An 18,388-nucleotide genomic window follows, 5' to 3' on the forward strand; every position below is an offset into this window, starting at 1 on the left:
TATGATACTCGCCAGTCAGCTCTTGCCGCGGACTGGCGAGAGAAAATCGAATAACAGATCGCCTAATTTGTCGCCCGTCATGCTGGCGGGCAACACGAAGCTAAGTGAGCCAACATGTCGAACAAACCCTTCTACTACCAGAATCCCTTTCCTCTCGCCAAAGATGATACCGAGTACTATCTGCTGAGCCGCGACCATGTTTCGGTGGCCAACTTTGACGGCGAAGAAGTCCTGAAAGTCGACCCGAAAGCGCTGACGCTGCTGGCGCAGCAGGCGTTCCACGATGCCTCTTTTATGCTGCGCGCCTCACATCAGCAGCAGGTGGCGTCAATTCTGGCGGACGATGAAGCCAGCCAGAACGACAAATACGTGGCGCTGCAGTTCCTGCGCAACTCGGAAATCGCCGCTAAGGGCGTGCTGCCGACCTGCCAGGACACCGGTACCGCCATCATCATGGGTAAAAAAGGCCAGCGCGTCTGGACCGGTGGCGGCGATGAAGCCGCGCTGTCTCAGGGCGTTTACAACACCTTTATCGAAGATAACCTGCGCTACTCGCAGAATGCGCCGCTCGATATGTACAAAGAGGTCAACACCGGCACCAACCTGCCGGCGCAGATCGATCTCTACAGCGTTGACGGCGACGAATACAAATTCCTGTGCATCGCCAAAGGTGGCGGTTCTGCTAACAAAACTTATCTGTATCAGGAAACCAAAGCGCTGATCACACCAGCGAAGCTGAAAAACTACCTGATCGATAAAATGATGTCGCTCGGCACGGCGGCCTGTCCGCCGTACCACATTGCATTTGTCATCGGCGGCACTTCCGCTGAGAGCACGCTGAAAACCGTGAAGCTGGCGTCAACCCACTATTACGATTCGCTGCCGACCGAAGGTAACGAACACGGTCAGGCGTTCCGCGACGTGCAGCTGGAACAGGAACTGCTGGAAGCCTCGCAGAAACTCGGCCTCGGCGCGCAGTTTGGCGGTAAATATTTTGCTCACGATATCCGCGTGGTGCGTCTGCCGCGTCACGGCGCATCCTGCCCGGTAGGCATGGGCGTTTCCTGCTCGGCTGACCGCAACATCAAAGCCAAAATTAACCGCGAAGGCATCTGGATCGAGAAGCTGGAAGACAACCCAGGTCGCTATATCCCGGAAGCGCTGCGTCAGCAGGGCGAAGGCGAAGTGGTCAGCGTCGATCTCAATCGCCCGATGAGCGAGATCCTCGCCCAGCTCTCCGCTTACCCGGTGGCAACGCGTCTGTCGCTGAACGGCACCATCATCGTGGCGCGTGATATTGCGCACGCCAAACTGAAAGAGCGCATCGACAACGGCGAAGGTCTGCCGCAGTACATCAAAGATCACCCGGTGTACTATGCAGGCCCGGCGAAAACGCCGGAAGGTTACGCGTCCGGTTCACTCGGTCCGACCACCGCCGGCCGCATGGACTCCTACGTCGATCTGCTGCAGGCTAACGGCGGCAGCATGGTGATGCTGGCCAAAGGTAACCGCAGCCAGCAGGTCACCGATGCCTGCCATAAACACGGCGGCTTCTATCTGGGCAGTATTGGCGGCCCGGCGGCGGTGCTGGCGCAGCAAAGCATTAAGAGTCTGGAGTGCGTGGAGTATGCCGAACTGGGCATGGAAGCGATCTGGAAAATTGAAGTGGAGAACTTCCCGGCGTTCATCCTGGTGGATGACAAAGGCAATGACTTCTTCCAGCAAATCCACAACCAGTGTGCTGCCTGCGTGAAATAAGCCGGCCTGCAATAAAAAAATCCGCGGCGTAAAAGCTGCGGATTTTTTTGTCTGCCAGCCCCTGCGGCGCTCACACACCGCGCAGCTGCACGTCCAGCAACAGATCGGCATCGTCGTCGTTCTGGCCAATCACGTAGATCGCCTGGCGGCCCGGCAGATTTACGGTAATGATATTCTCTTCGACCGCATCCAGCACTTCGTCGTGCTGCTCCTGAAAGTGGTACAGGGTGTTCATCTTCTCTCCTTAAAAACGGTGCGTTACTGTATAAACTCACGTCTCTTAATATCGACAAGACGCGTCTTAATAACAGGGGGAATAATCTGTTTTTTCTGTCAGCACTGTGACAGGGCTGTGTGACGTTGCCATGAAGGCGGCAGCGGCGCGCACCGCTGCCGGTTAAATCAGAAAAAGCCGAGAGGTTGCGTGCTGTAGCTGACCAGCAAATTTTTGGTCTGCTGATAGTGATCGAGCATCATTTTGTGGGTTTCACGGCCAATACCGGATTTTTTATAGCCGCCAAACGCGGCGTGCGCCGGATAGAGGTGATAGCAGTTGGTCCAGACGCGACCGGCTTTGATCGCGCGACCTACGCGGTAAGCACGGTTAATATCGCGCGTCCACACGCCCGCACCGAGGCCGTAAATCGAATCGTTGGCGATGGCAATCGCTTCCGCTTCGTCTTTAAAGGTCAGCACGCCGACCACCGGTCCGAAAATCTCCTCCTGGAAGACGCGCATGCTGTTATCACCTTTCAGCAGCGTCGGCTGTATGTAGTAACCGCTGGCAAACGCCTCACCGATTTTCTCCACCCCGCCGCCGTGCAGCACCTGCGCGCCCTCCTGCTGAGCAATCTCCAGGTAAGAGAGAATTTTGTCGAACTGCTGCTGCGACGCCTGCGCGCCGATCATGGTCTCAGTGTCGAGCGGATCGCCACGCTTAATGGTCTGAATGCGCTTCATCACCGCCGCCATAAACGGCTCAAAAATCGACTCCTGCACCAGCGCGCGTGACGGGCAGGTACAGACTTCGCCCTGATTAAGGAAGCCCAGCACCACGCCTTCGGCCGCTTTTTCGATGAAGCTCTCCTCCGCCTGCATGATGTCTTCGAAGAAAATGTTGGGCGACTTGCCGCCCAGCTCGACGGTGGACGGGATCAGGCTTTTTGCCGCCAGCTCAAGAATGTGGCCGCCGGTGGCGGTCGATCCGGTAAAGGCGATTTTGGCGATACCCGGATGCGAAGCCAGCGCCTCGCCGGCCTCTTTGCCGTAGCCGTGCACCACGTTAATCACGCCCGGCGGCACCAGGTCTTTAATCAGCTCCATCAACAGGGTAATGGAGAGCGGCGTCTGTTCAGCGGGCTTCAGCACCACGCAGTTACCGGCACCCAGCGCCGGCGCCAGTTTCCACGCCGCCATCAGCAGCGGGAAGTTCCACGGGATAATTTGTCCGACGACCCCAAGCGGCTCATGAAAGTGGTAGGCGGCGGTGAACTCGTCAATCTCTGCCGCGGTGCCTTCCTGGGCGCGCACGCAGCCGGCAAAGTAGCGGAAGTGGTCAACCGCCAGCGGTAAATCAGCCGCCAGGGTTTCACGCACCGGCTTACCGTTATCCCAGGTTTCATTGACCGCGATGGCTTCCAGATTGGCTTCCAGCCGGTCGGCAATTTTCAGCAGCAGCAGCGAACGCGCCTGCGGCGAGGTTTTGCCCCATGCGTCCGCAGCAGCCTGTGCGGCGGCGACGGCGTTGTCGATATCCTGTTTATCCGAGCGCGGGAATTCGCCGATGGTCGAGCCGTTGATCGGCGTGGTGTTAACAAAATAGTTACCGTTTACCGGCGGAACAAATTCGCCGTTGATGAAGTTGCCATAACGCGATTGCAGGTGGATGAGAGAACCGGTTTCTCCCGGAGCAGCGTAACGCATGGTGTTTCTCCTTGCGGGACAGAGTGGCGATTAACAACATTTAAACTTGTTATTAACATTGAGCGAACAATGCCAGCCTGTCAGATCGCTCAGCGGGAAACTGTGACCGCATCGAAGGAAAAGAGGGCATTAAGAAACTGCCCTGCCGTCACGCCATAACCTGCGCCTGTCGCAGACAGATAATTCCGAGTTTGGCCATAAGCGTGATGAAAAGCGGAACATGTGCGATTTGTGCGGTCAATATGAAGCAGACCCGTGAACAGGAGAACAAGATGCTGGCTTCAGCCCTGATGGCAATGCGCGCCAAAGCGAACTTCGTTCAGCAATTTATCCGCAATCCGCGCAAAATGGGCAGCATCACGCCCTCCTCAGCCGCCCTGTGTCGCGCCATGTGTGAAACGGTCAACTGGGAGCACAGCCTGCGCATTGCCGAGCTGGGCGCCGGCGACGGCGTGCTGACCCGTCATCTGCTGGCACATATGGCACCGCAGGCGCAGCTGGATGTGTTTGAAATCAGTCCCGAGCTGGTGAAAGGGTTACGTCGCTGGAACGATGCGCGCATGCAGGTGCGCGCCTGCTCCGCAGAGTATCTGTCCGGGGAGTACGACGTGATTTTTTCCGGCCTGCCGCTGCTGTCGCTGCCGCCCGTAACGCGCGACGCCATTCTCAGCGCAGTGCATGAAGGACTGGGGCCGCGCGGCGTGTTTGTCCAGTTTCAGTACACCTCGCTGACGCAGCCCAGCCTGTCACGCTACTTCACCTGGCAGCGCCAGCGGGTGCTGAAAAATATGCCACCCGCCTGGGTTTATCGCTGCACGCGGCATTACGCGCCCTGAGCCTGCGCCTGCGGGCGCGTTTGCTGCCAGAAACGCTGCAGCAGCTCGCGCGCCCAGTCTTCGCCTGACAGCTGCGCGCCATCATCGCTAACGCCGGAAGGCAGACAGGCGGTCATGATGTTATGGTCGAACTCCGGATGGAACTGCACCGACAGCGCCTGCGGCGAATAGCGCAGGATCTGACAACCATCCAGCGCTGAACGCGCCAGCACCTGCGCCTGCGGCGGCGGTACCAGCACCGACTGGCGGTGCGACAACCACGCCGGGAAGGCCTCCGGCAACTGTGCCAGCCACGGATCGCGGTGCGGAGTGCGCGTCAGGGTTTTCAGTCCGCGCTCCCAGCCGTTCGGGTTATCGCCCACTTTACCGCCCAGCGCATAGGCCATCAGCTGATGACCATAGCAAACGCCGAGCAGCGGCAGTTGCGCGTCGATGGCCGCACGAATCCAGGCGGCGGTGCGCTCGCTCCAGTCGGCGTGATCGGTCACCATCGCCCACGAACCGCTGAAAATCGCACCGCTGATGCCAGAGAAAGCCGGCAGCTCTTCCCCGAGATGCGGCCGCACAATGACATAATCATCCGGCTGTAGCGCCAGGGCTTCAATAAACCACTGTGGTTGTTCACCAATTTTTGCCACCACCTGCGGCGGCGGCGTTTCGAGTTGAATCAGAGCAAGGGGTAAGGTGCGGATCTGTGTCATGCCGAATACGGTCCTCAAATGATCGTGTTTCGGACATCCACTCTGACAGTAAATTTGCTCTCTGTCCTGGATTTTTCGGCATAAGCTAATGCCATTACGAAAAAAAGCGTCGCCCGCGTGCGCCAACCGATCGCCTTCGTGCCATCATTAGACGGTGACAACATCGATAAAACAAAGGACAGCAGCGTGGCGGTGCGGCATTTTTTTCTGGTTCTGATGGTGGTGTGCATCTGGGCGTTTAATAACGTGGCGATAAAGTGGGGATTGCTGGAGCTTCCGCCGCTGTTTCTGACCTGGATGCGCTTTGTGGTGGTGGCTATCGTACTGGTGCCGTTTTGCCGCATCACGCGCGCCCAGCTGCCGTGGCTGCTGACGCTGGCGTTTACCTTTGGCTTCATGCACTTTTCGCTGCTGTTTGTCGGCATGCGCTATACCGATGCCGGCACCGGGGCCATTGTGGTCCAGCTGGGCACACCGATTGCCATGCTGCTGGCGATGGTGGTGCTGAAGGAGAAACTGCGGCTGGTGCAGCTGTGCGGTATCGCCATCTCGCTGGCCGGGGTGGCGGTGCTCTCCGGCAGCCCGACAATTCCGGCGTGGTGGGTGCTGTGTATTCTGCTGTGCAGCGCCACCGGCTGGGCGGTGAGCAACATGATTGTGAAAAAGTCACCGCCGATTAAACCGCTGACGCTTACCGGCTGGATCTCCTTCCTTGCGGTGCCGATTGTCGGCGCGGCCTCGTGGCTGACTGAATCGCAGCAGTTTACCGCGCTGAGCCACGCCGGCTGGCGCGGCTGGTTTGGCATCCTGTACAGCGCCCTCGCCTCATCGATTGTCGCCTATACGCTGTGGTACGCGCTGCTGAAAAAATATAACGTCAACCTGATCATGCCCTACTCGCTGCTGACGCCGGTGCTGGCGGTACTGATGGGCGTGCTGGTGCTGGGCGACAGCATGAACAGCTTCAAAATTCTGGGTGCGTCGCTGGTGGTGCTGGGGACGGCGATTGCGGTGATTAACCTGCGTAACCTGCGCATGCATGCCCGCTTTCCGCGCCTGCGCCGCCGCTGATCCACTCTGCTATGCTTGAAGCTTGCGTGTTTTCCGGAGGTTTAGCATGGATTCTCAACGCGCTGCCGCATTGTGGCAGCAACTGTGGCAGGGATTGCGGGGTGCGGAACACGCGCCGACGATCCACTTTCTTCAGACCGACAGCTTCCCCTCGGCTTTTGCCGTTAGCGAACTCGCCGCCACCAGCATCGGCCTCGCCAGCCAGGCGCTGAGCGATCTGCTGGAGCGTCCGGCCCCGGTCAGCGTCAACGTCCGGCTGGCCTCGCGCTGGTTTCAGCACAGCCTGACGCCGCTGAACCGTCCGCCAGCCGCCCAGTGGGATGCGCTGGCCGGTGACTATGCGTGCGAGGATGGCTGGATCCGCCTGCACACCAACGCACCACACCATCGCGCCGCCATGGCGCGCGTGCTGGGCGAGCACGCCGATCGGTCATCGCTGGCGGCGATGGTGGCACGCTGGCAGGGACACGCGCTGGAGCAGGCCGTGGTCGACGCCGGCGGCTGTGCCGCCTGGATGCGCAGCGCACAGCAGTGGCAGCAGCACGCGCAGGGACTGGCGGTAAGCGAAGAAGCGCTGATTGCCCAACGGGCAACCGGCGAAGCGCCCACGACGGGCTGGGCGCTGCTGCCGGCGCGGCCGCTGCTGGGCGTGCGGGTGCTAGATCTGACGCGCATCATTGCCGGACCGGTAGCGACCCGCTTTCTGGCCAGCCTCGGCGCGCAGGTACTGCGCATCGATCCGCCCGGCTGGCGTGAACCGACGCTGGAAGAGGAGATCAACTGCGGCAAACGCTGCGCGCAGCTGGATATCAAAACCCGCGCCGGGCGCGATCGGCTGATTACGCTGCTACAGCATGCGGATGTGCTGGTGCACGGCTACCGCGCGGACGCACTGGAAAAGCTGGGGCTGGATGCGGAGAGCCGTCAGCGGCTGGCGCCGGGGCTGGTGGATGTCAGCCTCAACGCCTGGGGCTGGAACGGGCCGTGGCGCAACCGGCGCGGTTTTGACAGCCTGGTGCAGATGGCCTGCGGCATCGCCGAACAGGGTATGCGCTGGCAGGCAGGCGTTAAACCGACGCCGCTGCCGGTGCAGGCGCTGGATCACGCCACCGGCTATATGATGGCGGCTGCGGTGCTGGAAGGATTACGCCAGCGCCGCGTTAACGGCACCGGCTGGCAGGCGCGTTTGTCGCTGGCGCGTACCGCGCTGCTGCTTCAGCAGCACGGCGCAGCGCCACAAGGCGAACAGCGTGGCATTACGCCGCAGCCGCACGATGCGCTGAGCGCGCTGGAGATCAATCGCTGGGGGATTGGCGAGCGCCTGCGCGCCGCGGCTTATCTGCCCGGTACGCCGATGCTGTGCGCGGCACCGGCGCAGCTGCCCGGCAGCAGCCATCCCTGCTGGTGACGACTCAGGCGTCGTCGCCCTCTTCACGCAGTTCGTCATACATCGCCTGAATCGCCTCACGGCTCAGCGCCGCCAGCGTGCGATAAAACGCGGTGGTAGCGTGGGCTTCCACTTTACCGAGGAAGGCGCCGCACCACGGCAGCAGGTAGTCATCGAACAGCGCCAGCTGGGCCGCCGCCTCATCTTCCGCAGACTGATCTTCCAGCCAGGAGGCCGCCAGCAGCAGCACGCCAAAGTGATCGGCCGGCGACTCGCTCAGTGGCATACCGCGTGAGGTTAAAAACGCCCGCACCCCGGCTTCCTGCGGTCCGTTCGGCCACTGTGAGGCGTACGGCGGCACGCTGCAGTCGCTGCCGACGAACAGCGCGTTGTAATCCGCCGCCAGCGCCTGCGGATCGCTATTCTGCTGCAGCCGGGTCAGCAGTTCATCCTGCTCCAGCGGCCACTGATCTTTCAGTTTGCCTTCGCGCAGCAGGGTGAACAGCGGCACCAGCAGCGGGTCCTGCGGCTGGCGATTAAACAGCGAGCCGATGACGCGGCAGAGAATGGAAAACTCATTCATGCAACAGAATTCCTTGAGGCAAAAAAGTTAAAAGTCGGCAAATTCCGCAATGTGTTTGCCGGTGCGCTGTTCGAGAAAGTCGAGCAGGCGACGCGGCGTGACATTTAACACGCGATCCTGCGGAAAATCCACTTCGCGCGTAATACGCAGGCAGTGCTCGAAATCGCCGAGCGTAAAGGCGGTGTGCGAATCGGAGCCAAACGCCAGCCGGCCACCGGCGTCACGCACCGCTTCCGCAATCGCGCGGCAGTTAGGTTCACTGCCCGGGCGCGAATGGGTGAACGACGAGTTGTTGATCTCCAGCGCCACATCGTAGTGCGCGGCGGCTTCCGCGATGGCGCGAATATCCACCGGGAATTTAGGGTTGCCCGGATGGCTGATGATGTGCACCAGTCCGCTGGCCATGGTGGCGATCATCGCTTCGGTGTGGTGAGCCTTGTCGCGCGGCGCATAGACCGGCTCATGGAAGCCAGCGACGATCAGATCCAGCGCATCCAGCATCGGCCCGCTGCAATCAATCTCACCCTGCTGATTTTTGATGTTGGCTTCAATGCCGCGCAGCACGCCGACGCCGTCAATCACGCGCGGCCAGATGCGCATATTCACAAAATGCCAGTAGTGCGGCGCATCGGCCATGTCCGGACCGTGATCGGTAATGGCGAACAGCTTCAGGCCGTTCCGTTTCGCCTGCGCGACGTAATCGTGCAGCGTGCTGTAAGCATGGGTGCTGGCCACGGTGTGCATATGTAAATCGACGGGATACATCCTCTTCTCCTTTGCTGAATTAATAGCCACGCTGGCGATCGACCAGACCGCGCGGCTGTTGGCCCTGCTCCAGTGCCGTGATGGCACCGGCGATATAGTCCATCGCTTCATGCGGCAAGGTGGTGGCGGCATTATGCGGGGTAATCATGACACGCGGATGAGACCACAGCGGACTCGCGGCTGGCAGCGGTTCCACCTGGAATACGTCCAGCGCGGCGGCGGCCAGCTGACCGCTCTCCAGCGCCGCCAGCAGATCGGCCTCCACCACGTGCGCACCGCGCGCGAGATTGAGGAAACAGGCGCCGCGCGGTAGCGCGCTAAGAAACGCGCTATCGATCAGGTTGCTGGTTTCCGGCGTGGCGGGCAGCAAATCAATTAATACCTGACTGTCAGCGAGAAAATCCGCCAGCTGGTCGCGACCGTGAAAGGTGGTGACACCGGCAATCTGCTTCGGCGAGCGGCTCCAGCAGCGCAGCGGGAAGCCCCACTGCTGCAGGCTCTCCAGTACGCTGAGGCCGAGCACGCCCGCCCCCAGCACGCCAATGGTAAAAGTAGCACGTTCGCGGTCCGGCAGCGGCTGCCATAGCGCCTGTCGCTGCTGCTGGTGATAGTCGGCGAAGCGGCGGAACCAGCCCAGCACGCACCAGTTCGCATACTCCTGCATCTGGCGTGCCATGCCGGTGTCTTCCAGCCGGTAGAGCGGCACCGCGTCAGCCAGCATCTCAGGGTGCGTGCGCAGCTGTCGCAAAATTTCGTCCACGCCGGCCCCCATGGCGAATACGCCACGCAACGCCCGTCCCGCCAGCATCTCCACCGGCGGCGATCGCACAATGGCGTAGTCGGCGGGCGCACTGTCGCCCGGCTGCCACTGGCGGATGCGCACCGCCGGCAGGCGCTGGCGCATGCCGTCCAGCCACGGCTGCGGATTCAGTGACGGGTGATACCAGATGATTTCCATACTGCTCTCCTTTTTTTCTTTCAGCCTCAGTCAAATAGCGGCGCAGGGCAAGTAAAAACCCGCGCCGCACCGCAATTTTCCGGCGATTAATCGCGAAGGCTTCACATTTCCGCCGCTGCAAAAGGCTAAGCGGCGCGTTAACGTCTAAAGTTGTTCGGGTGGTCAATGCGTTAGCGCACCACCTTTTCGGACAAGGAGAAAAACCGATGATAAAAAATGTAGTGTTTACGCCTGCGCGTCTTACCCTGTTGCTCAGCGCGGCGCTGCTGAGCGCGTCTGCTGTGCACGCTGAGGATAACAGCCGCATGCTCAGCGCCCAGCCGCAGCCGCCGGATGTGCGACTCGGCCCACTATTCAGTGCCGTGCAGCAGGCCAGATTTTATCCGGACCAGAAAACCTTTGCCGATGCGGTCCCCAAATATGACCCGGCGTCGATTCTCGCCGACTGGCAGATGCAGAAAAATCAGCGTAATTTCGATCTCAGGCGCTTCGTGGACACCAACTTCATCCTGCCCAAAGCGCAGGATAAATACGTGCCGCCCGCCGGCCAGAGCCTGCGCGCGCACATTAATGGCCTGTGGCCGGTGCTGACGCGCAGCACGCCAACGGCCAGCCAGTACGATTCGCTGCTGCCACTGCCGAAACCGTACGTGGTGCCAGGCGGGCGTTTCCGCGAAGTCTATTACTGGGACAGCTACTTCACCATGCTCGGGCTGGCAGAGAGCGGCCACTGGGATCGGGTGCAGGATATGGTGGACAACTTCGCCAGCGAGCTGGACAAGTACGGCCACATCCCCAACGGCAACCGCAGCTACTATCTCAGCCGCTCGCAGCCGCCGTTCTTCAGCCTGATGGTGGATTTGCTGGCCAGCCACAAGGGAGATGATGTCTACCGCCAGTATCTGCCACAGCTGCAAAAAGAGTATGACTACTGGATGGCGGACAGCGACAAGGTGGCTGCCGGCCAGGCGAGCAAGCGCGTGGTGAAGCTGAGCGACGGCACCCTGCTCAATCGCTACTGGGATGACCGTGACGTGCCGCGCACCGAATCCTGGCTGGACGATGTCAACACCGCGAAAAAAGCGCCTGAGCGCAATAAACAGCAGGTGTATCGCGATCTGCGCGCGGGCGCCGCCTCGGGCTGGGACTTCAGCTCACGCTGGTTCACCGATGCGCACAATCTGGCCTCGATTCGCACCACCCAGCTGGCCCCGGTGGACCTCAACAGCCTGCTGTTCCACCTGGAGCAGACGCTGGCGAAAGCCGCGAAGCTGGCAAAGCAGAATGACAAAGCGCAGCAGTTTGCGGCGGATGCAGAGAAGCGCCAGGCGGCGATCAATCGTTACCTGTGGGATGACAAACAGGGCTGGTATGCCGACTACGATTTCCAGAAAAAGCAGGTGCACAATCAGCTCACCGCCGCCACGCTGTTCCCGCTGTATATGCAGCTGGCGGGCGACAAACAGGCGGAACGCACCGCCGCCGCCGTGGAAAAACAGCTGCTGAAACCGGGCGGGCTGGTCACCACGACGGTTAACAACGGCCAGCAGTGGGATGCGCCTAACGGCTGGGCCCCGCTGCAGTGGGTAGCGGTCGAAGGTCTGGAGCACTACAAGCAGAACCAGCTGGCGCAGCAGATCGGTCAGCGCTTCCTGCAAAATGTGCAGCAAACTTACGATCGCGAACACAAGCTGGTTGAGAAGTATGTGGTCGACGGTGCCCAACTGGGCGGTGGTGGCGGCGGTGAGTATCCGCTGCAGGACGGTTTTGGCTGGACCAACGGCGTAACGCTGAAGCTGCTGGATAAGTATTGTCCGAAAGATAAAACCTGTAATAGCACGCGCGACATCCCCTCAATGCCGACGCTAAACGCGGCGAAATAACCCTGACGTCAGGTGCGTCGCCGTGCGCACCTGCTTCTCAGGCCCGATGCCACAGCCAGGCGATGACCATGCCCGGCGCTGCGGCATCCCCTGCGCATCACACTTTTCCATTACTTATCTTTTACATCTTGAAACACCCCTCACTAAAAGATAATAATTCTCAATCTTAAAATGACTATTTTTCTCATTATTAACCGCCGCGCTGGTGTGGTGCGGCTTTTATTCTCTGCCAAAGGAATCATTATGACCGCGCTGTTCCCCCTCAACCGTGGCCGGCTGCTGTGCGCGCTGGCGCTGGCGTTTCCGGCACTCGGCGTAGCCGAACCCTCTCTGGTGGTCACCGCACAGCCGCAGGAGAGCGCCACCTCGCCCACGGCGGGCTATCTCGCCACCCGCAGCGGCGCCACGAAAAGCGATCGTCCACTCGTCACCACGCCGCAGTCCATTTCCGTGGTGACGCGTCAGCAGATTGACGATCAGGGCGCGCAGGATCTGAACCAGGCGCTGGGCTATACCCCGGGGGTTTTCACCAACTTTGGTGGCGCGGCCACGCGTTACGACACCATTTCGCTGCGCGGTTTCCACGGCGGTGACGTCGACAACACCTTCCTTGACGGTCTGCGCGTGATGAGCGACGGCGGCAGCTTCAACATCCTGCAGGTGGATAACTGGTTCCTTGACCGCATCGACGTAATTAAAGGCCCCTCTTCTGCCCTTTATGGTCAGACGGTGCCGGGCGGGCTGGTGAACATGGTCACGAAGCGGCCGCAGTTTGCTTCGCAGGGCCATTTACGCTTCGCCACCGGCAGCAATGCCAGTAACAGCGCCGCCTTTGATTACACCGACGCGATTAACGATCAATGGGCGTACCGCCTGACCGGCATCACGCGCAACAGCGATACCCAGTACGACCACACGCGCGAAGAGAAATACGCGCTGTCACCCCAGCTGCTATGGCAGCCGGATGAAGACACCAGCCTGCTGCTGCGTGCTTATCTGCAAAAAGATCCCTCAGGCGGCTATCACGGCTCGGTGCCGGCGGAAGGCACGCTGTACAGCCACAATGGCCGCTGGCTGAGCGACGGTTTTTATGAGGGCGACAGCGCGCTGGATCAGTTCAAACGTCATGAGCAGATTTACGGCTACGACTTCTCGCACCGTTTCGATGAGGTATGGTCGGTGCACAGCACCGGCAGCTACAGCCATTCCAGCGTGGCGCTCGACCAGGTGTACCAGATTGGCTGGAACAGCGACAATCCGGACCTGCTCAACCGCTACTACTCCGGTGAGCGCTCTTCGCTCAGCGCATGGGCGACTGATAATCAGCTGCAGGCGGAGTTTGCCAGCGGTGCGCTGCAGCATCGCGTCACGCTCGGCGCGGAGTATCACCGCTACAAAAATGATCTGAGCGACGCCAGCGGCGCTGCCTCACCGCTGAATGCCTGGAGCGGCGAGGCCATCGGCAGCCAGCCGGATTACCTCTGGACAGCGCAGACGCGCCGCTACTATCAGAGCGGCCTCTATCTGCAGGATGAGTTGGCGTGGCAGCGCTGGCATCTGGATCTGTCTGGTCGCTATGACCGCATCGTGTCAGAGAATGGCAATAGTCGTCGTCAGGACGATCACGTCAGCGGCCGCGCCGCGCTGCTGTACGCCTTTGATAACGGCGTGTCGCCGTACGTCAGCTGGAGCCAGGCGATTACCCCGGCTTCGCTGACCGATCCCGACGGAAATCAGCTAAAACCGACCACCTCAGAACAGTATGAAGCCGGGGTGAAATACCAGCCGAACGGCACGCGCGATCTCTACAGCGTGGCCCTGTACGATCTGACACAGAACGATGTGGCCAACCGTAACGTGCAGGACGGCACCTACACCCCGTCCGGCAAAGTGCATGCACAGGGCATTGAACTGGAGGCGCGCAGCCAGCTGACCGAACGGTTCAGCACCATTGCCGGTTATACGCTCAACCATCTGCGCTTTAAGGATTCCGTGGACGGCAACGATGGCCATACGCCGTACGTCACGCCAAATAGCATGGCGTCGCTGTGGGGGCATTATCAGTTTGATTACGGCCTGAGCGCGGGTGCCGGGGTGCGCTATATTGGCCGCCAGTGGGCCGATAACGAAAACACCACCCGTTTGCCGTCGGTGACCCTGTTTGACGCCTCGCTGCGCGCCGATCTAGGCGCGTGGCAGCCGAATCTGAAAGGTGCCTGGCTGCAGCTGAATGCCCGCAATCTGACGGATAAAAAGTATCTGGCAGCCTGCTACGGCACCGGTTACTGCTATCGCGGCGCGGAGCGGACGCTGACCGCCACAATCGGCTACGATTTCTGACGACATAAAAAAATCCGCAGCCCCGGACGGGACTGCGGATCTTGTTGAATCGTGATTTGGCGTCAGCTGCGGACTTTACGGTAGATCCACAGCACCACAATGGCACCGATCACCGCGACCACGAAGCTGCCAAAGTTGAAGCCGTCAACCCGGCCAAAGCCGAACAGGGTACTGATCCAGCCGCCCACCACCGCACCGACAATCCCGAGTACCACGGTCAAAATAAATCCGCCGCCATCTTTACCTGGCATGATCCATTTAGCGATAATCCCGGCAATCAGACCAAAAATAATCCATGAAAGAATACCCATTTGCTGCTCCTTACGTTATGAATCAAGGTGTTCATCGCGCTAAGTATAGCCGGGAATTTTTTCTCTGCTACATCAACATCATGATGAATTCGTTCACGCCGGCTAAAGCTTTTACCGCCCCGGTCGATAACCGACGAAGAGCAGTGGCACTCGTAAAATAGCAATCGGACAGGTGGAGCAGGACGTGAAAGACGCCGATAAAGAACAATATCTCAAGCGCGGTACGCTAGCGGTGTTGAACGTGATGAAGGATTTGTTGCGTTATCAAACCCTGCTGATGGTCAATTTCTCCCGTGGTCAGTTCATCAGCCGGCTGCTGGCCGCGGATGAAGATCGGGTGATTTTTGATCTCGGCAGCAACGCGCTGGACAATGATTTGGCACTGCAGGGTGGCGAAGTGAATATTGCGGCCGAAACCCACGGTGCCAAAGTGGAGTTTGGGCTGCAGGGATTAACCCGCATCGATTATGACGGCCTGCCCGCCTTTGCCGCCGCGCTGCCCGACCTGGTGTGGCAGATTCAGCGCCGGGAGTTCTTTCGCGTCAACGCGCCGCTCGAACCAGTATTCTACTGCCACAGCCAGTGGCCGGACGGCAGCACCGCGCGCTTTCGCCTGCAGGATCTGTCGCTTGGCGGCGTCGGCGTGTTGCTGGATGAGGCGCTGCCGGAAGGTCTTAACCGTGGCGATACCTTCAAAAAGCTGCGCGTTGAGCTGGGCGAATATGGCCAGTTCGAAGTGACCGCACAGCTGCTGCACATCGGCGAGCGCAGCACCGTGACCAGCAAGAACGAAACCCGCATCACGCCGCGGCTCAGCTTCCGTTTTACCGCCATCGAACCGGTGCAGGAGCGTCAGCTGCAGCAGGTGATTTTTGCGCTGGAGCGGCTGGCGCGCGACAAGGCCAATCGCTTCCAGTAAACCGCCGGCGTCCCGCGCGACGCCAGCGTAGTCTATGCTTTCTCCTTGCACTTTCTTTTCACCGGCTCCCAGCAAGGAGATGCTCCCCAATGGAAAACTGGCTTTCTGCCCACCATTTGCAACTTATCTTTCTCAATCAAAACTTCTGGATTAATAGCGCCATCATTGTGTTCGGCACGCTGATTGTTTACTGGCTGCTGCGCACCGTCATTCGCTTTGTCTCTAACCGTATCGCCCACTACAGCGAACAGCGCCACGTGCGCTTCACCGGCATTCTGGTGGAGATTCTGCGCAGCACCAGTCAGCTGCTGCTGCTGATCTTCTCGCTGCTAATCACGCTGAAATTTGTCGATCTGCCGGACAGCTGGAGCGTCGCCATCGCCCACGGCTGGTTCCTGGCGCTGATTCTGCAGCTCACGCTGTGGATCGACGGCGGCATTCGCCTGTGGCTGCACTCGTTGCTGCGCGATCCGCTGCACGTGCGCAATCCGGTCACCACGGTGATCCTCGGCATTCTGCTGCGCGTCGTGGTGTGGGTGATGATGCTGCTGGCGATCCTCTCCAATATGGGGATCAATATCACCGCGCTGGTGGCCAGCCTCGGCGTCGGCGGTATCGCCATCGCGCTGGCGATTCAGACGGTGCTGAGCGATGTGTTCGCTTCGCTGGCGATTGGCTTCGATAAGCCCTTTGAGCACGGCGACTTTATTGTGTTCGGCGACATCGCTGGCTCCATTGAGCACATTGGCCTGAAAACCACCCGGCTGCGCAGTCTCGGCGGCGAACAGATTGTCTGCTCCAACACTATTCTGCTGCAGCAAACCATCCACAACTACAAACGCATGCAGCAGCGACGCATCGTGTTTAAGTTCGGGATTAATTACGGCACGCCGGCGGAGAAAGTGCGGCAGATTGGCGGCATGGTGCAACGCATCATTGAAGGCGTGCCGGACACGCGTTTTGATCGCGCCCATTTCCTGTCGTTTGACGAATCGCAGCTGACGTTTGAGGTGGTCTATTTCGTGCTGAGCGCCGATTACAACAAATACATGGACATTCAGCAGGAGATTAACCTGCAACTGATGGCGCAGCTGGAGCAGAAACAGATTCGTTTCGCCTTCCCGATGCGCCGCGTGGAGTTCACTGGCGGCGTGCTGCCGCGCATTAGCCTCAGCGATGCCTCAAATGAGGCTGCGGCTGAGCGCGCACAGCACTGAGCCCCGCCAGCGGCATTAGCCGATGGTGCGATAGGCGGTGGTGACTTTCCACAGGTAGCGCGGCGCCTGGGCGGCCGGATGCTTGTTCTGCACGTGCTGGTAGAACTCATCCGGCGTCATGGCGTTGATCATAGCAATGGCGCGATCGCGGTCGCGCGAGAAGGTGCGCAGCAGCGCGCCGGCGCCGTTGGCATAGGAAACAATGGTGGCATAGCGCAGCGTCAGCGGATCGCGAATGCCCGCCAGTGCGGAATCCTGCAGAATCCGGATATAGGCCGCGCCGATATCAATATTTTTCGCCGGGTCGCGCAGTTCGGAGTTACTCGGCTGGCCGTGGCGTCCCTGTGCGCGATACACTTCGCGCCCGGCGGTGGCGGCTTTGATCTGCATCAGCCCGACCGCGTTAGAACGGCTTACCACGGTTGGGTTGCCCCCGGATTCGACACTAATAATGGCGCTGATCAGCTTCTCATCAACGCCATAATGACTGGCGGCATCTTCGGTAAACAGTGACCATGCATCATTCACTTTCGACGGCGGCGCCTGGGTTAATGGCGTATTCTTCTCCGGCGTCACCGGTTTTTCCGGCTCGCTGGCACAGCCAGCCAGCAGCAAAGCAGACAGCATAAGTAGTCGAATTTTCACTGATTTTTGGTTCCGCTATAGGATTGGCGCAAGCTATCATAACCATGACGGTAAAAGGTAAAATTACCGTTTATCCTAAATACGTAAAAAACCTTGTGCTACCGTGACTTCGGTAACGCATTTCGTCATCATCGGCAGGCCAACAGACAGCAGGATGGAAGTTATGCTCGCCCCTCGTTCAATACGCCTCATCGCCCCTTCCGGTTATTGCCACAATCAGGATGCCGCCCGCCGCGCGGTGGAGCGCCTGCAGGCGGAAGGCCATCAACTGCAAAACCCGGAAGCCATTACGCGCCGCTGGCAGCGTTTTGCCGGTGATGACGCGCAGCGCCTGCAGGATGTGAATGCGCTGGCGTCGCTGGCGTCGCTGCCGGATATCGTACTGGCGGTGCGCGGCGGCTATGGTGCCTCACGCCTGCTCGATCACCTCGACTATGTGGCGCTGCAGCGTCGCCTGCTTAATCAGCCTGTCGCGCTGTGCGGCCACAGTGATTTCACCGCTATTCAGCTGGCGCTGCTGGCGCAAACCGGGCTGATCACCTTCAGCGGACCGATGCTGGCCGGCAATTTTGGCGCGGAGGCTTTATCTGAATTTACCGTCAGCCACTTTTGGCAGGCGCTAACATCTCCTACAGTCAATCTGGCGTGGCGCAGCGCCAGTCCGGATCGCGGCCGCTGGCAGGGCACGCTGTGGGGCGGCAATCTGGCGATGATCTGCTCCCTGATTGGCACGCCGTGGCTGCCGCAGATTGAAGACGGCATTCTGGTGATCGAGGATGTGAATGAGCATCCGTTCCGCATTGAGCGTATGCTGATTCAGCTGCAGCAGAGCGGTATTCTGGCGCGCCAGCGCGCCATTGTCACCGGCAGCTTTACCAGCACCGCCCTGTCCGATTATGACAACGGCTTTGATTTCGCCACGGTGTGGCAGCGGTTGCGTGACGAGTACCAGATTGCGGTGATCAGCGATCTGCCGTTTGGCCATGATGCCGATACCGTGACGCTGCCGCTCGGCGCCAGCGCCACGCTTGAGATTGACCAGGGCGCCGCGCGGTTAGCCTTTACCGGCCATCCGACGTTGCGCTGACGTG

The 18,388-nt window shown here is 60.0% G+C and carries 17 protein-coding genes; 9 read left to right on the plus strand and 8 right to left on the minus strand.

The window, feature by feature from the left end:
- The first annotated feature begins 114 nt into the window (after positions 1-114).
- A complete protein-coding gene (gene fumA, locus ABVR31_RS11200; protein ID WP_058769655.1) occupies positions 115-1,758 on the plus strand; it encodes a class I fumarate hydratase FumA in 1,644 nt (547 codons plus the stop codon).
- A 70-nt stretch (positions 1,759-1,828) separates the two neighbouring features.
- Here fumA and ABVR31_RS11205 read toward each other — a convergent pair whose 3' ends face one another.
- Both ABVR31_RS11205 and ABVR31_RS11210 read right to left on the minus strand, forming a co-directional pair.
- Entirely contained in the window at positions 1,829-1,993 is a 165-nt protein-coding gene (locus ABVR31_RS11205) for a hypothetical protein (RefSeq protein ID WP_021506344.1), read from the minus strand.
- Positions 1,994-2,160: 167 nt separating this feature from the next.
- Positions 2,161-3,681, minus strand: coding sequence for an aldehyde dehydrogenase family protein (locus ABVR31_RS11210; RefSeq protein ID WP_021506345.1), 1,521 nt, complete (start codon positions 3,679-3,681; stop codon positions 2,161-2,163).
- 272 nt (positions 3,682-3,953) lie between these two features.
- On the opposite strand from ABVR31_RS11210, the gene ABVR31_RS11215 reads away from it, so the two are divergent.
- Complete coding sequence (locus ABVR31_RS11215; protein WP_372772778.1) at positions 3,954-4,517, plus strand: class I SAM-dependent methyltransferase; 564 nt, start codon at positions 3,954-3,956, stop codon at positions 4,515-4,517.
- Here the strand turns inward: ABVR31_RS11215 and ABVR31_RS11220 are convergent.
- On the minus strand, positions 4,505-5,218 hold the full coding sequence (locus ABVR31_RS11220) for a glutamine amidotransferase (RefSeq protein WP_141495542.1): 714 nt from the start codon (positions 5,216-5,218) through the stop codon (positions 4,505-4,507). The genes ABVR31_RS11215 and ABVR31_RS11220 overlap by 13 nt on opposite strands.
- Positions 5,219-5,404: 186 nt before the next feature.
- Here ABVR31_RS11220 and ABVR31_RS11225 point away from each other — a divergent pair, with 186 nt between their 5' ends.
- Positions 5,405-6,289: a DMT family transporter gene (locus ABVR31_RS11225; protein WP_372774028.1), complete on the plus strand. Its 885-nt coding sequence runs from the start codon at positions 5,405-5,407 to the stop codon at positions 6,287-6,289.
- 46 nt (positions 6,290-6,335) lie between these two features.
- Positions 6,336-7,697 (plus strand): CoA transferase, encoded by a 1,362-nt coding sequence (locus tag ABVR31_RS11230; protein ID WP_372772780.1) that lies wholly within the window; start codon positions 6,336-6,338, stop codon positions 7,695-7,697.
- A 4-nt stretch (positions 7,698-7,701) separates the two neighbouring features.
- Here ABVR31_RS11230 and ABVR31_RS11235 read toward each other — a convergent pair whose 3' ends face one another.
- Genes ABVR31_RS11235 through ghrA form a run of 3 tightly spaced genes read right to left on the minus strand, consistent with a single transcriptional unit; the run spans position 7,702 to position 9,982 of the window.
- Complete coding sequence (locus tag ABVR31_RS11235; RefSeq protein WP_211725091.1) at positions 7,702-8,259, minus strand: molecular chaperone; 558 nt, start codon at positions 8,257-8,259, stop codon at positions 7,702-7,704.
- A 27-nt stretch (positions 8,260-8,286) separates the two neighbouring features.
- Entirely contained in the window at positions 8,287-9,024 is a 738-nt protein-coding gene (locus tag ABVR31_RS11240; protein WP_282954174.1) for a phosphatase, read from the minus strand.
- Between the two features lie 19 nt (positions 9,025-9,043).
- Positions 9,044-9,982, minus strand: coding sequence for a glyoxylate/hydroxypyruvate reductase GhrA (gene ghrA / locus ABVR31_RS11245; protein ID WP_315658397.1), 939 nt, complete (start codon positions 9,980-9,982; stop codon positions 9,044-9,046).
- A gap of 206 nt (positions 9,983-10,188) precedes the next feature.
- Here ghrA and treA point away from each other — a divergent pair, with 206 nt between their 5' ends.
- Together treA and ABVR31_RS11255 are read left to right on the plus strand one after the other, a co-directional pair.
- Positions 10,189-11,865, plus strand: a complete 1,677-nt coding sequence (gene treA, locus ABVR31_RS11250) for an alpha,alpha-trehalase TreA (RefSeq protein ID WP_058780730.1) — start codon at positions 10,189-10,191, stop codon at positions 11,863-11,865.
- A gap of 243 nt (positions 11,866-12,108) precedes the next feature.
- A complete protein-coding gene (locus tag ABVR31_RS11255; protein ID WP_222951036.1) occupies positions 12,109-14,205 on the plus strand; it encodes a TonB-dependent siderophore receptor in 2,097 nt (698 codons plus the stop codon).
- A gap of 62 nt (positions 14,206-14,267) precedes the next feature.
- Here the strand turns inward: ABVR31_RS11255 and ABVR31_RS11260 are convergent, their stop codons facing one another.
- Entirely contained in the window at positions 14,268-14,516 is a 249-nt protein-coding gene (locus ABVR31_RS11260) for a GlsB/YeaQ/YmgE family stress response membrane protein (RefSeq protein ID WP_021506355.1), read from the minus strand.
- Positions 14,517-14,700: 184 nt separating this feature from the next.
- Between ABVR31_RS11260 and ABVR31_RS11265 the strand changes: the two genes are divergently transcribed.
- Together ABVR31_RS11265 and ABVR31_RS11270 are read left to right on the plus strand one after the other, a co-directional pair.
- Positions 14,701-15,435, plus strand: coding sequence for a flagellar brake protein (locus ABVR31_RS11265; RefSeq protein ID WP_058757616.1), 735 nt, complete (start codon positions 14,701-14,703; stop codon positions 15,433-15,435).
- Between the two features lie 89 nt (positions 15,436-15,524).
- Positions 15,525-16,652, plus strand: coding sequence for a mechanosensitive ion channel family protein (locus ABVR31_RS11270; protein WP_141495547.1), 1,128 nt, complete (start codon positions 15,525-15,527; stop codon positions 16,650-16,652).
- Positions 16,653-16,667: 15 nt separating this feature from the next.
- Here the strand turns inward: ABVR31_RS11270 and emtA are convergent, their stop codons facing one another.
- Positions 16,668-17,297 (minus strand): membrane-bound lytic murein transglycosylase EmtA, encoded by a 630-nt coding sequence (gene emtA / locus ABVR31_RS11275; RefSeq protein ID WP_072208977.1) that lies wholly within the window; start codon positions 17,295-17,297, stop codon positions 16,668-16,670.
- Between the two features lie 163 nt (positions 17,298-17,460).
- Between emtA and ldcA the strand changes: the two genes are divergently transcribed.
- The gene (gene ldcA / locus ABVR31_RS11280; protein WP_372772784.1) at positions 17,461-18,384 is read left to right on the plus strand and encodes a muramoyltetrapeptide carboxypeptidase; all 924 of its coding nucleotides are present in this window, start codon (positions 17,461-17,463) and stop codon (positions 18,382-18,384) included.
- The last annotated feature ends 4 nt before the right edge of the window (positions 18,385-18,388 follow it).

The organism is Pantoea sp. WEP (assembly GCF_041678305.1).
Lineage (GTDB): Bacteria > Pseudomonadota > Gammaproteobacteria > Enterobacterales > Enterobacteriaceae > Pantoea > Pantoea dispersa.

Excerpts from the sequence above, each read along its gene's own strand:
- ABVR31_RS11260 (WP_021506355.1), bottom strand. The coding sequence starts at position 14,516 with ATGGGTATTCTTTCATGGATTATTTTTGGTCTGATTGCCGGGATTATC.
- ghrA (WP_315658397.1), bottom strand. The coding sequence starts at position 9,982 with ATGGAAATCATCTGGTATCACCCGTCACTGAATCCGCAGCCGTGGCTG.
- ABVR31_RS11210 (WP_021506345.1), bottom strand. The coding sequence starts at position 3,681 with ATGCGTTACGCTGCTCCGGGAGAAACCGGTTCTCTCATCCACCTGCAA.
- ABVR31_RS11235 (WP_211725091.1), bottom strand. The coding sequence starts at position 8,259 with ATGAATGAGTTTTCCATTCTCTGCCGCGTCATCGGCTCGCTGTTTAAT.
- ABVR31_RS11215 (WP_372772778.1), top strand. The coding sequence starts at position 3,954 with ATGCTGGCTTCAGCCCTGATGGCAATGCGCGCCAAAGCGAACTTCGTT.
- ABVR31_RS11270 (WP_141495547.1), top strand. The coding sequence starts at position 15,525 with ATGGAAAACTGGCTTTCTGCCCACCATTTGCAACTTATCTTTCTCAAT.
- ABVR31_RS11230 (WP_372772780.1), top strand. The coding sequence starts at position 6,336 with ATGGATTCTCAACGCGCTGCCGCATTGTGGCAGCAACTGTGGCAGGGA.
- fumA (WP_058769655.1), top strand. The coding sequence starts at position 115 with ATGTCGAACAAACCCTTCTACTACCAGAATCCCTTTCCTCTCGCCAAA.
- ldcA (WP_372772784.1), top strand. The coding sequence starts at position 17,461 with ATGCTCGCCCCTCGTTCAATACGCCTCATCGCCCCTTCCGGTTATTGC.
- ABVR31_RS11240 (WP_282954174.1), bottom strand. The coding sequence starts at position 9,024 with ATGTATCCCGTCGATTTACATATGCACACCGTGGCCAGCACCCATGCT.
- ABVR31_RS11220 (WP_141495542.1), bottom strand. The coding sequence starts at position 5,218 with ATGACACAGATCCGCACCTTACCCCTTGCTCTGATTCAACTCGAAACG.
- treA (WP_058780730.1), top strand. The coding sequence starts at position 10,189 with ATGATAAAAAATGTAGTGTTTACGCCTGCGCGTCTTACCCTGTTGCTC.
- ABVR31_RS11205 (WP_021506344.1), bottom strand. The coding sequence starts at position 1,993 with ATGAACACCCTGTACCACTTTCAGGAGCAGCACGACGAAGTGCTGGAT.
- ABVR31_RS11255 (WP_222951036.1), top strand. The coding sequence starts at position 12,109 with ATGACCGCGCTGTTCCCCCTCAACCGTGGCCGGCTGCTGTGCGCGCTG.